Below are 13,022 nucleotides of genomic sequence, written 5' to 3' on the forward strand. Positions count from 1 at the left end.
GCCTACTGAATACGACGGCTGCGGCCCGCGAAACGTTCCCGATCCGGTGAACCGGATTGCGGCTCGGGAGCGCGCGCCGTTTCCGCGCCCTCGCAAACCGGGGCGAAACGGTCGCGGCACGCCGCTCAGCGGGCCGATCGCGACCGTTCGCCGAGCGGACGCGCGCGCACTTCAACCGTATGCGCCGCCTAGTCCGGGGCCCTCACCGCGCGCTCGGCCGCGGAGGTCCGCCCGGAGTCCGCACGGGGGGCGCACGGTTCCTCACGCACGGCGCACGCGGGCCGAGTGCGTTCCCCCGATGGAGTGGATTCGTGCAATTGCAAGATGCAAGTGCGAGCGAGGCACTAGCTTCCCTCATATGACCGTACAGCAGTCGGAGGCACGGCGGCGCTCCCCGAACGGGCAGAGCGGGTGCTGCCCGAACGGGCAGAGCGACGTGGTGACGCTGCGCGAACTGCGCCGGCGCCGCTACTGGACCCAGTCCGACCTCGCGCTCGCCTTCGAGGAGCGCTCGCGTCAGGTCGGACGCGCGCTCTCGCTGTCGGTGCGGCAGGTACGCCGCTGGGAGGGCGTGGATCCCCCGCTCCCGCTGCCGGCCTACCAAGAAGTGCTCGAGTCCTTGTTCGGCCTGCCCATCGAACGGATGGGCTTCCCGGCGCCGTGGCCCGGCTCGCCACGCCGGGAGCTGGACGAGGAGCCCGAGCTCATCCCAGGGGGAGCGCTTGCCGCCCGGTCGTTCGACGACGACCGAGAGAGAGCAGAACCAGTGAAAAGGCGTCAGTTCGTGGCCGGAGCCATGGCCCTCGGAGCGCCCGCGGGACCGTGGACGGAAGCGGAGCCCGCACAGGCCGCCGCCGCGCCTCCGCCGGCCCAGCACCGCTCCGCCGCCGGTGGTGCGCCGTCGGCGCCGTCGGCGCGCCGGGCCACGCTCGATCCCCAGGCCGTCACCGGATACGCGGCGATCACCGCGCAGCACCGCGCGCTGTACTGGACCGTCCCGGCCGAGACCATGGTCGAGCCGGTGCGCGCGCACGTGGAACTGGGCACCGAACTGCTGTGCGCGACCGGCTCCTCGATGCTGCGGGCCCGGCTGGCCGCGCCGGTCGCCGAGACCGCGCTGCTGGCCGCCCGGCTGGCCTTCTTCGACGTGCAGCGCCCGCAGTGCGCGAGCGCCCACTTCGAGCTCGCCCGGCAGGCGGCCAAGGAGTCCGGCGATCCGGCGCTGCTGAGCGCGGTGCTGGCCCACGCCGCGCTCCCCGCGGCGTTCGCCGGCGTGGCCGGGCAGGCGAGGGCCTTGATCCGGCAGGCGCTGGAGTGCGGCCTGCGCGGCGGCAGCGCGGAGCAGCGCTCCTGGCTCTACGCCGTGCTCTCCGAGGTGGAGTCGCGGCTCGGCGACGGCCGGGCGGCGACGGACGCGATCGCCCGCGCCGAGGCCGAGCTCGGCCGCGGCGGCCCGACGCGGCCGGAGTGGCTGGACTACTATGACGCCTCTCGGCTCAGCGGCTTCTCCGGGTTCTGCCAGCTCGCGGCCGGACGCCCGAGCCGGGCCGCCGAGGCGCTCGAGCACAATCTGCGCGGGCTCACCCCGGGCGCGGGCAAGCAGCGCTCGATCACGCTGGCCGACCTGGCCGGCGCGCGGGCCCGCCAGGGTGAGTACGAGGAAGCCGCCCGCCTGCTCGAGGCGGCGGTGGATCAACTGGGCCGGCACTGGTACGCGACCGGCCTCAACCGCGTCGACTCGGTGCGTCAGCGCCTGGAAGCGGGCGGCGCGCCGCTGCGAATGCTCTCCTCACTCACAGAGGCGCGCCGAGCCCTCACCCCGGCCTGAGGCCTCTCCCCCCGGTCCGGATCCCACCGTGCGGCCCCCTGCCCTCACGGGCGAGGGGGCCTGAGCGCGTCGTCCCGTCAGGCGCGCGTGGAGATTGCGCTCACGGGCGTTAGAGCAGCGTATGCAAGGGGAGTTTTCCGTCTTCCGGCGGCGTTCCATCAGGCGGTGAGAAGCGCACGGGCACGCCACCGCCGGAAGAATGGGAAAATCACTCCGTGAGTCAGCGCGGCAAGCTCAGGGTCTACCTCGGGGCCGCCCCTGGCGTCGGCAAGACCTACAAGATGCTCGAAGAGGGCCATCGGCGGGCTGAGCGTGGCGCAGACGTGGTGGTCGGCTTCGTGGAGACGCACGGGCGCGAGCAGACAGCCAGGATGGCCGAGGGCCTCGAGCAGGTGCCGCGGGTCACCCGGCATTACCGCGGGGTCGAGGTGCAGGAGATGGACCTCGACGCGGTGCTGGCCAGGCGGCCGCAGGTCGCGCTGGTCGACGAGCTGCCGCACAGCAACGTGCCGGGCGGGCGGCACGAGAAGCGGTGGCAGGACATTCAGGACCTGCTCGACGCCGGCATCGAGGTCATCTCGACCGTCAACGTCCAGCACCTCGAAACCCTCAACGACGTGGTCCAGCGGATCACCGGCGTGCCGCAGCGCGAGGCCGTGCCGGACGAGGTCGTGCGCGCCGCCGACCAGATCGAGCTGGTCGACATGTCGCCGGAGTCGCTGCGGCGCCGGCTTGCGCACGGAAACGTCTACGCAGCCGAGAAGATCGATGCGGCGCTCGGCAACTACTTCCGGCTGGGCAACCTCACCGCGCTGCGGGAGCTGGCGCTGCTGTGGGTCGCCGACCGGGTCGACGAGGGGCTGCGGCGCTACCGGGAGGAGCACCACATCGAGCGGGTCTGGGAGGCCCGCGAACGGGTGGTGATCGCGCTGCCCGGCAGCGCCGCCGGCGATCTGCTGATCCGCCGGGCCGCCCGGATCGCGGCGCGCGCGGCCGGCGGCGAGCTGATCGCGGTGCACATCGCCCGCTCGGACGGGCTGGCCGGCGACACCAGCCCTACCGCCCTCGCCGCGCAGCGCCACCTGGTCGAATCCCTCGGCGGGACGTATCACACCATCGTCGGCGACGACGTGCCGCGCGCGCTGATCGAGTTCGCCCAGGCGAAGAACGCCACCCAGCTCGTGCTCGGCACCTCGCGGCGCAGCCGGGTCAACCGCTTCCTGACCGGCCGGGGCGTGGGCGAGACCACGACCATGTACTCCGGCGACATCGACGTGCACATGGTGACGCACCGGAACCCGGCCCAGCGCCGCCGCCGGCTGCCGCCGAACCCGCTGCGCCAGGCCGAGTGGGGGACCGGCGGCAGCCGGCGCGGCGTGGCCGCCGCCCTTCTCAGCCCGCCGGTGCTGGCCGCGCTGCTCTACAACTGGGGTCCGCAGCTGCGGCTCAATCAGGCCACCGACATCCTGCTCTTCCTCACCCTGACGGTGGCCGTCGCCCGGCTCGGCGGAATGGTCGCGGCCCTGGTGGCGGCGATCTGGAGCTCGCTGCTGCTCAACTACTTCTTCATCGCGCCGGTCCACTCGATCACCATCGCCGAGGCCAACAACGTGATCGCGTTGGTGGTGTTCGTCCTGGTGGGGCTGACCGTGGCGTCCGTGGTGGATCTGGCGATCAAACAGACCCGCAGCGCCGCGCACGCATCGGCCGAGGCGGAGACGCTCAACGCCTTCGCGGCGGCGCTCCTGCGCGGCGACGAGGCGATCGCCGCGCTGCTCGAACGCTTCCGCGAGACCTTCTCCATGGCCAGCGTCAGCCTGCTCCAGCGCAGTGACCCGGGCAATCCGCGGCTGCCGGACGAGATCGACGACCCGTCACGCTGGACCCTGGTCGCCTCCACCGGAACCGATCCGGCGCTGAGCCCGGGCGGCGCCGACACCGTGATCGAAGCGGGCCCGGGCGCGGTGCTCGGACTGCGTGGACGCACTCTGCCCGCCGCCGACCAGCGCGTGCTCGTGGCGTTCGCGGCCCAGGCCACCGCCGCGATGGAACGCCGCAGGCTCGCGCGCGAGGCTGCCACCGCGCAGACGCTCGCGGCCGCCGACAAGATGCGCACCGCATTGCTGGCCGCCGTCTCGCACGACCTGCGCTCCCCGCTGGCCGCGGCGAAGGCCTCGATCAGCACCTTGCGCGACCCCGACCTTGAGCTGCCGGATGACGACCACGCCGAACTGCTCGAAGCCGCCGAGGAATCCCTCGACAAGCTCACCCGGCTCGTCGAGAACCTGCTGGACATGTCCCGGCTGCAGGCCGGCGCGCTCAAGCCGAAGCTCGAACCGGCCGCGATCGAGGACATCATCCCGCGCGCCATCGACGACGTCCCCGAAGCGGCCGGGCGGGTGCGCCTGGAGCCGCCCGACCCCGGAATCCCGGACGCGCTGGTGGACGGTCCACTCCTTGAACGCGTCGTGGCGAACCTGATCGGGAACGCCGTCAGGCACACCCGTTCGCCGGTCACGGTGACCCTCTCCGCGCTGGGTGACCAGGTCGAGGTGCGGGTGATCGACCGCGGCCCCGGCATCCCGGAAGAGGACTGGGACCTGGTGTTCCGTCCCTTCCAGCGGCTCGGCGATCGGGATAACACGACGGGCGTCGGCCTCGGACTCGCCCTCTCCCGCGGCCTGGCCGAGGCGATGGGCGGCGCGCTGGTGCCGGAGGCCACGCCCGGCGGGGGCATCACGATGGTGCTGTCCGTGGTGGCGGCCGGCCACCAGGAAGGGCCGGCGGACACGAGTACACAGGAGGTCGCCCGATGATGCGCGTTCTGGTGGTCGACGACGAGCCGCAGCTGCTGCGTGCCCTGCGGATCAACCTCTCGGCCCGGAGGTACGAGGTCGTCGTCGCGGCCGACGGCGCCTCGGCCCTGGAGGCGGCCGCGCGGCATCTGCCCGACCTCGTCATCCTCGACCTCGGCCTGCCCGACATGGACGGCGCGGAGGTCATCGCCGGCCTGCGCGGCTGGACGAAGGTGCCCATCCTCGTGCTCTCCGGCCGCGCCGACGCGGCCGACAAGGTCGACGCCCTCGACGCCGGTGCGGACGACTACGTCACCAAGCCGTTCTCGATGGAAGAGCTGATGGCCCGTCTGCGCGCACTCCAGCGGCGCGCCGAAGGCGATTCCGGCGCTGACGAGCCGGTGGTGCTGATCGGTCATTTCAGCGTCGACCTTTCCGCGAAAACCATCACGAGGCGCGCCGACGCGTCCGCGGAGGCGCCGGAATCCGTACATCTGACCAAAACCGAATGGGCCGTACTCGAAGTCCTGGTGCGCAATCCGGGCCGCCTGGTGTCCGGCAAACAGCTGCTGCAGCAGGTGTGGGGTCCGGCCTATAAGTCGGAGACGAATTACCTGCGCTTCTATCTGGCGAAGCTGCGGCAGAAGCTGGAACCCGAGCCCTCGCACCCGAAGCAGCTGCTCACGGAGCCGGGGATGGGCTACCGCTTCCAGCCCTGAGGCTGCGTGATGAAGGGTGTCGAATACCAGCGCCGAAAGGCGAAGAAAGGCACGTAGATTCACCCGATCGAGTGTCAGATTCGTGTATCGCCGAAGTCATGACTGACGTATCGTCGTATTCGTGATCGTCCGGTTTCCCTCATGTGTCGGGGAGCTGCCGGACGCCTGCGAACGCGACGGAGGTTGGATATCGTGAAGACCATGGCAGCCCGACGCGACCACCGGGAGATGACGGTCGAGGAGTTCGAAGCCCTCGCCGCCGATGCGGAACGCCTCGACGACGGCGCCCGGTACGAACTCGTATACGGGAAGCTGGGGGTCAAGGAAGTGCCGGACGGGGACCACGGGGAGATCATCGCCTGGTTGAGCGAGTGGTTCGCTTTTCGCTGCTCACCCCGACTGCGCGCCTATGTGGAGCAGCAGCTCAAGATCGAGGAGTATCGCAAGGGTCGGGCGCGCCCGGATCTGCTGCTCGCCCCGCCCGGATCCTTCAGAGGCCAGGGAGACTGGCCTGAACCCGAACCGGTGGCGCTCGCCATCGAGGTCACCTCCTTCGAGCGGGACGCTCAGCGGCGTGACGGCATCGACAAGCCGCGTGCGTACGCCGAGACGGGGATTCAGGTCTACCTGGTCGTGGATCGGCGGAAGGACTGCGTGATCGTCCACAGCGAGCCGGAGGGCGAGGTGTATCGGAACGTGCAGATCTACCCGGTCGGGGCTTTGGTCTGGCTGCCCGCTCCGATCTCGCTCGAGTTGGACACCGAGCCGCTGCGGGAGCTGATCGCCTAAGATCACCCCGTGACTGAGCTGAGCGCACTCGTGTTCGATTTCGACGGGCTGATCCTGGATACCGAGACCCCGGAGTTCACAGCGTGGCAGGAGGTCTTCGCCCGGCACGGGGCTGCGCTGGTCGCGGCGGACTGGGCGCACGTGATCGGGTCGGTCGACCACGGCTGGGACCCGGCGGTGGAGATCGAGCGGGCGACGGGGGTGGTGGTGGACGACGAGGAGATGCGGGCTCGGTGGCGGGCGCGGCACGTGGAGCTGCTCGCCAAGGAGTCGGTGCGGCCGGGTGTGGTCGGGCTGATCGAGGCCGCCAAGGCGCGCGGGCTGGGGCTCGCGATCGCTTCGAGCTCCAAGCGCGCGTGGGTGCAGGGGCACCTGGAGCGGCTCGGCATCTTCGACTCCTTCGACGCCGTGGCCACCGGTGACGAGGTGGAGCGCACCAAGCCGGATCCCGCCCTCTACACGCTCGCCGTGACGCGGCTCGGTGTTCCGGCCGCTTCGGCGCTGGCGCTCGAGGATTCTCCCAACGGCATCCGGGCGGCCCAGGCGGCCGGGCTGCGGTGCGTGGCGGTGCCCAACAACGTCTCGCGGCACCTCGACGTCTCGGCGGCGGACCTGGTGCTGGACTCCCTGGCCGAGCTGGACCTCGACGCGCTGCCGGCCCGAACCGGGGGCTGAGCCGACCGCCTGACCTCATCCGGAGGCGCCGACGCCGCGGCCCCGGACCAGCCAAGTCGGCGGCTGGTCCGGGGCGGCGGTGCTTGGTGGCCGAAAGGCCCGGGGTTACGGCAGGTCGCTGCCGAGAGCCTTCAGCAGGGTGCTGGACGCGTCGTCACCTTCGAGCGAGTAGGCGAACATGCCGCCCAGCCCGTTCGCGGTGATGTACGAGGCCTTCGTCGAGATCGACTGCGGAGTGTCGCCGGTGAAGAACGACTGCGAGGTCGGGTCGTAGATCCAGGCCGAGTCGGTGGTGGCGTCCCAGTGCTCGTCCGCACTGGTCAGGCCGGCCGATTCGAGTTCCTTGTAGAACGCGGTGCCCGCCGTCGCGCTGTACGAGTACGCGGCGCTCGGTCCGGTGGCCGACTGGTAGAGGCCGTAGTCGGTGCCCGCGGGCACCCCGGTCCAGCCGCGCCAGTAGAACGGCACGCCCAGGACCAGCTTGCTCGCCGGGAACCCGCCGGGGATCGAGTAGGCGCTCAATCCCGTCGTGTACGCGGTGACGGCGGTCTGGACGCTGTAGTCCAGGTTCCCCGGGGCGACCGGCGTGGACGGGTCGTTCGTGGCCTGCGTCATCGGGTCCTGGAAGTTGGTCGGTCCGGTGCTGTCCCAGGAGCCGTGCATGTCGTAAGCCATCAGGCTCGCGTAGTCGAGGTACTGGCCGATCTGGTTGGTCTGGATCAGGTTGATCTTGTCCTGGCCGGCCGGCAGGGTCGCGGTCAGCTCGTAGTGCTTGCCCACCGTCGCGCCGTAGCTGTCGAGCTCGCTGCGGAACTCGGCCAGCAGCGCGGTGAAGTTCGCGGTGTCGGCGGCGGAGTAGTGGTTGCCGGCGTGGCCGTCGGCGCTGGCCGGGTACTCCCAGTCGATGTCTATGCCGTCGAACAGGCCCGCGCCGGCCGCGGTGCCGCCGGAGGGGTCGCCGGAGATGCCGGTGGGCAGGTTGCCCTTGATGAACATGTTGATACAGGAGGAGACGAAGGCCTGGCGCAAGGCCGGGGTGGCGGCCGCGTCGGAGAAGTACTTCGAGAAGGTCCAGCCGCCGATGGAGACGAGGATCTTGATGTTCGGGTACTTGGCCTTGAGCTCGCGCAGCTGGTTGAAGTTGCCCTTGATCGGCTGCGAGTAGACGTCGCTCGAACCGTCCACGCTGTTCGAGCTCGAGTATTCCTTCTGGTAGTCCGCGAAGGCGTCGCCCGCTCCGTCGCCGGCGCTGGTGTCGCTGTCGTTGGTGTCCGCGGCCTTGATGGTCTCGAAGCACTGGTAGGGCGCGGCGTCGGAGATGTTCTCGAACGCGTAGTCGATGTCGGTCAGCTCACCCGCGGCACCGGAGTCGGCCAGGTTGCTCGGGTAGTACGAGTTGCCGTACACGCCCCACTGGTCGAAGTACGCGGACTTCACCGGCGGAGTGGTGGCCGGGGCGGCCGACGTGGTCGCGCCGACGGCCGCGGAGGTGGCCGACTGGTGCCCGGCCACGTCGTAGCCGGAGACGGTGAACGAGTAGCTCGTGCCGGCCGTCAGGCTGCTGACGGTGACGCTGGTGCCCATCGAGGTGGCCACCACGTTGCCGCCGTTGTAGACGTAGTACGCCGGGATGTCGCCGGTCTGCGAGTTGTCGGTGGACGCGGTCCAGGAGAGCGTGACGGTCGAGCTGGTGGTGCCGGTCACCTTCACGCCGGTCGGGGCGGTGACCACGCCGTCGCCGGCCGGGGGAGTGCCGCCGCTGCCGGTCGAGGTCGCGGTGGGCGAGCCGCTCGGTGACGCGCTCGGCGAAGCGCTCTTGCTCGCCGAAGCCGAAGCCGAAGCCGACGGAGAGGCCGAAGCGGAAGCGGAAGCGGACGGCGAAGCGGAAGCCGACTTCGACGCAGACGCAGAAGCAGAAGCAGAAGCAGAAGCAGAAGCAGAAGCAGACGCCGAAGCCGAAGCGGATCCGGTCGAGCCGGACCCGGCCGGCCCGGTGAGCGAGAGGTCGTCGGCGTAGTAGGTCGGCTGGGCGTACCAGCCGTGCACGTACACCTGGATCGAGGTCTGCGACGCCGTGGTGGTGAAGGTCGTGGTCAGCGGCTGCCAGCTGGTCGCGCTCGGCGTCCAGGCGTCGGCGCCGCCGGTCACGCCGAGGTAGACGTACGAGCCCTCGACGTACCCGGAAAGGGTGTAGGTGGTGTTCGGGGCGACGCTCACCGTCTGGGTGCACTGGGCGTCGTCCGCGGCGGACGGCGCGCCGGCCAGGGCGTAGGAGCCCGCGTGCACCGGCGTGGCCACCGTCGAGGCGGTGCCCGCGTCGCAGGTCCAGCCGGACAGGCTGCCGGCCTCGAATCCCGGGTTGGCCAGCAGGTTCACCGTCGCGGCCTGCGCGTTCGCGGACAGCACGGTCACGCCGGCCGCGACCAGGCAGGCGGTCGTGGCCACGGCGGCCGCGGCTCTGGATCGTTCCCTCATGCGCACACTTCCACCTGTCTCTTCGTCGAGCCGTTCGTGGGGAGGGCCGGCCCGGGACCACGGGTCCCGGCCGGCCGAACGCGCCGGAAGAGGCCTGTCTTCTCCCGAGAAATTGGACTAGACCTCTTTCGGACGGACCCCATAATTGGTGTAGACCACGGGCGCGTCAAGACTTTGTCGCCTTAAGCTTTTTTAGGGTTCTTAACCTTCCGTCCGCCCGTCCGTCGCCCGCGGCGTGGCCTGCTGGAGCGCGGATCGGGGCGGGCTGCTCAGGGCACGTATGCTCCCTGGTTCAAGACGCCAGCGGATGGTCACCACACTGATCCGTACGCTCGTTATCTCCCCGTGACCAGCACCTTCACGCTTGTGCAACTGTGCATCCGCACTTGACGCGAGGGTGTCGCGAGGGGCAGACTTGGCACGGCCCGGTGAGTGTCTTGACCGCCTCTTGACCAATGTCGAGGTGGATCACACCCCCCGCGGCCGATCGGATCATCGGTCTGAGCCGTCCTCAGCTGAGGCGGCGCCAGGCCGAGAGCGCAACCGGGTCCGCGATCCCGCGGACCTCGCACGGGCGCCGCGGCGCCACGGCCGAGGGGAGGCGAACGATGGAACCCAGCAGTTCCGGCCATGATACGGGCCGACCGAGACCCCGGCCCGCACACGTTCGCAAGCCCCTGACAGCCCCCCGGGCCTGACGCGCCGTCCTTCCGCGCGCACGGCTTCGCCGGGCTTTTTCCCGCCTGCGGCGTGCGCGTAGTCGTTCCCGAGTCCCGTGCCGCTCCGGCATGCCCCGACGAACCCGTCCCGGGCCCGCCCGGCTTCCCGCCGAGCCCGTCCGCACGCGTGTCCGCCGGGTGCTGCCCGCGCCCGGGCTCGAGCCCCCCTGCGCTTCACGCTGCCTGATCGCACACCGCACGTTCGTCCACGTCAAGCCGAGAGCACGCTGCCTCTCTCCTTACCCTGACGTGGTCGTGTGTGCGGCGTGGGAGAGGACACGCCATGACCGACCTGATCAGCGCGCCCGTCCGCCGTCCCGCCGTCCTCGACGACGCGCACCTCGGCGACATCAAGGGCGCATTCGGCACCATCAGGCACGACGACACCGCCGCCCGCTCGGGGATGTCGGCCAAGCTCAAGACCCTGCTCGCGGTGGTCGGCCCGGGCCTGATCGTGATGTGCGGCGACAACGACGCCGGGGCCTTCTCCACCTACGGGCAGGCCGGGCAGAACTACGGCACCTCGCTGCTGTGGGTGCTGCTGCTGCTCGTCCCGGTGCTCTACGTCAACCAGGAGATGGTGGTCCGGCTCGGCGTCGTCACCGGCGTCGGGCACGGCAAGCTGATCCTGGAGCGCTTCGGCAGGTTCTGGGGGATCTTCAGCGTCATCGATCTCTTCCTGCTCAATGCCCTGACGCTGGTGACCGAGTTCATCGGGATCACCCTCGCCGTCGGCTACCTCGGCCTGCCCAAGGCGCCCTCGATCCTGGCGGCCGCGGCCGTGGTGATCGGCGCGGCCTCCACCGGCTCGTTCCGCCGGTTCGAGCGGGTGGCCCTCGGCCTGTGCTTCGGCAGCCTGATCCTGATCCCGATCGCGCTGATGCTGCACCCGTCCGCCGGGGACGTGGCCTCCGGATTCCTGGTGCCCACGCTGCCCGGCGGCGCCGCGCAGCTGTCCACGGTGATGCTGCTGATCACCGGGCTCGTCGGCACCACCGTGGCGCCCTGGCAGCTGTTCTTCCAGCAGAGCTATGTGATCGACAAGCGGATCACGCCGCGCTTCATGAAGTACGAGAAGGCCGATCTGTGGATCGGCATCGGCGTGGTGGTCCTCGGCGCGGCCGCCGTCATCGGCTTCGCCACGGCGGCCACCGCGGGCACCCCGGCCGCCGGGCACTTCAGCGACGCGGCCGGGCTGGCCTCGGCGATCGCGGCCGAGAGCGGGCATCTGATCGGCATCCTGTTCGCCGTCGCCCTGCTCGACGCCTCGATCATCGGCGCCTTCGCGGTGTCGCTCTCCACGGCGTACGCGGTCGGGGACACCTTCGGGGTCAACCACTCGCTGCACCGCGGGGTCAAGCAGGCCAAGGGTTTCTACGGCGTGTACGTCGGGCTGATCGGCGTCGCCGCCGGCATCGTGCTGATCCCGAACGCGCCGCTGGGCCTGATCACCAACGGCGTGCAGGCGATGGCCGGCGTGCTGCTGCCCTCCGCCTCGGTGTACCTGCTGCTGCTGTGCAACGACAAAGAGGTGCTCGGGCCCTGGGTCAACGGCCGGCGGACGAACATCTTCACCACCTGCGTGCTCGGCGTGCTGGTGACGCTCTCGTTCATCCTCACCGCCGCCGTCCTGTGGCCGTCGATCAGCGCCGGGCAGATCACCACGATCATGGCGGTCTTCCTCGGCTTCGGCCTGGCCCTCGGCGTCTACGCGCTCCGCCGCGGCGGTACGGCGGAGCCGATCGACCGCGCCGGCGCCGAGGACTGGCGGATGCCGCCGCTCTCCGAACTCGGCCAGACCCGGCTCTCCCGCGGCCGGCGCCTCGCCATGGGCTCGCTGCGCGGGTACCTCGCCCTCTCCTCGGTCCTGGTCGTCGTCAAGGTGGTCCAGCTGAGTCTGACAGCACGCTGACCTCGGCGGGCTGACGGACCGTCGGCCGGCGACTACGCTGATGATCCCCGCACCCCCTCCGGGCTGCGGGGATCCCCGTTCTCCGGCGCATGAAAGTCTTCCGCGCGGTGACAAGGCTTTGTAAAGTCGCCCTGGAATCGGCTGTCCGTACTCAGCGCGGAGGAACGGGCGGATCTCACTCATTCGGGTATTTCCCGGCGGCGAGACGGCATGCCCGGCTACGCTGCCGCAAGCGGTCCTGCGGCACATGCGGGTGCATGTGCACGGCATGGAAGGAGAATCGCGTGCACTCCCCCCACGACTCCGGTAGAGCCGTTTCGCCTCCGCGCTCCCCGCTGATCGACGCGGTCGTCTTCGACGTCGGCGAGACGCTGGTGGACGAGAGCGTCGAGTACCACGGCTGGGCCGACTGGCTCGGCGTGCCCCGGCACACCTTCTCCGCGGTCTTCGGCGCGGTGATCGCGGCCGGCCGCGGCCACCTCGACGTGTTCGAGTACTTCAAGCCCGGCTTCGACCTCGCGGCCGAACGCCAGGCCCGGGCCGAGGCCGGCCGGCCGGAGGGATACGGCGAGCGCGACCTGTATCCGGACGCGCGGCCCACCCTGGCCGCGCTGCGCGACGCGGGCTACCTGGTCGTCATCGCCGCCAACCAGACCCGCAGCTCGCACCGGCTGCTCGACGGCATGAAGCTGCCGGTGCACCGGGTCACCACCTCGGACACCTGGGGCATCAGCAAGCCCGATCCGCGGTTCTTCGCGAAGGTGCTCGAGACCTGCCGCGAACTGCGCCCCGGCATCGAGGCCGGACACGTGATGTACGTCGGCGACCGGCTCGACAACGACCTGCGCCCGGCCTGGGAGGCCGGCCTGCGCACCGCCCACGTGCGCCGCGGTCCGTGGGGCTACCTGCACGCCGAGCACCCGGATCTGCAGGCCAAGGCCGACCTGCGGATGGACTCGCTGGCCGAGTTGCCGCAGCTGCTCGCGGAGCTGTGATCCGCGCACCCGGATCAGCCCCCGTCATCGCCGCCCCCGGCGGGTCCCGGCCCGGGTAACGGCTTGCGCAACGGCCGCATACGGCTGCGCAACCGGCCGGGACCCCTCCGGCGTC

The 13,022-nt window shown here is 70.8% G+C and carries 8 protein-coding genes; 7 read left to right on the forward strand and 1 reads right to left on the reverse strand.

The genetic code is table 11. The features are described from left to right. The first annotated feature begins 358 nt into the window (after nt 1-358). The 5 genes from ACTRO_RS44345 to ACTRO_RS34830 all read left to right on the forward strand — a co-directional run bounded on the left by ACTRO_RS44345 (nt 359) and on the right by ACTRO_RS34830 (nt 6,806). Nucleotides 359-1,828: an NsdA family TPR-like regulatory protein gene (locus ACTRO_RS44345; protein WP_051451835.1), complete on the forward strand. Its 1,470-nt coding sequence runs from the start codon at nt 359-361 to the stop codon at nt 1,826-1,828. Nucleotides 1,829-2,043: 215 nt separating this feature from the next. After that, complete coding sequence (locus ACTRO_RS34815) at nt 2,044-4,644, forward strand: ATP-binding protein (RefSeq protein WP_034270095.1); 2,601 nt, start codon at nt 2,044-2,046, stop codon at nt 4,642-4,644. Further along, nucleotides 4,641-5,342, forward strand: coding sequence for a response regulator (locus tag ACTRO_RS34820; protein WP_034270098.1), 702 nt, complete (start codon nt 4,641-4,643; stop codon nt 5,340-5,342). Before ACTRO_RS34815 ends, ACTRO_RS34820 begins: the two co-directional genes overlap by 4 nt. 201 nt (nt 5,343-5,543) lie before the next feature. Beyond that, complete coding sequence (locus ACTRO_RS34825) at nt 5,544-6,131, forward strand: Uma2 family endonuclease (protein WP_034270101.1); 588 nt, start codon at nt 5,544-5,546, stop codon at nt 6,129-6,131. Between the two features lie 9 nt (nt 6,132-6,140). Then, nucleotides 6,141-6,806, forward strand: a complete 666-nt coding sequence (locus ACTRO_RS34830; RefSeq protein WP_211244505.1) for an HAD family hydrolase — start codon at nt 6,141-6,143, stop codon at nt 6,804-6,806. Nucleotides 6,807-6,911: 105 nt separating this feature from the next. On the opposite strand, the gene ACTRO_RS34835 is transcribed toward ACTRO_RS34830, so the two are convergent. Then, nucleotides 6,912-9,281: a glycosyl hydrolase family 18 protein gene (locus ACTRO_RS34835; protein ID WP_034270104.1), complete on the reverse strand. Its 2,370-nt coding sequence runs from the start codon at nt 9,279-9,281 to the stop codon at nt 6,912-6,914. Between the two features lie 1,002 nt (nt 9,282-10,283). On the opposite strand from ACTRO_RS34835, the gene ACTRO_RS34840 reads away from it, so the two are divergent. Beyond that, nucleotides 10,284-11,912: an NRAMP family divalent metal transporter gene (locus ACTRO_RS34840; protein ID WP_034270107.1), complete on the forward strand. Its 1,629-nt coding sequence runs from the start codon at nt 10,284-10,286 to the stop codon at nt 11,910-11,912. Between the two features lie 284 nt (nt 11,913-12,196). Continuing rightward, nucleotides 12,197-12,907: an HAD family hydrolase gene (locus ACTRO_RS34845; RefSeq protein WP_245594584.1), complete on the forward strand. Its 711-nt coding sequence runs from the start codon at nt 12,197-12,199 to the stop codon at nt 12,905-12,907. Nucleotides 12,908-13,022 lie beyond the last annotated feature (115 nt).

Source organism: Actinospica robiniae DSM 44927 (genome assembly GCF_000504285.1).
GTDB lineage: Bacteria > Actinomycetota > Actinomycetes > Streptomycetales > Catenulisporaceae > Actinospica > Actinospica robiniae.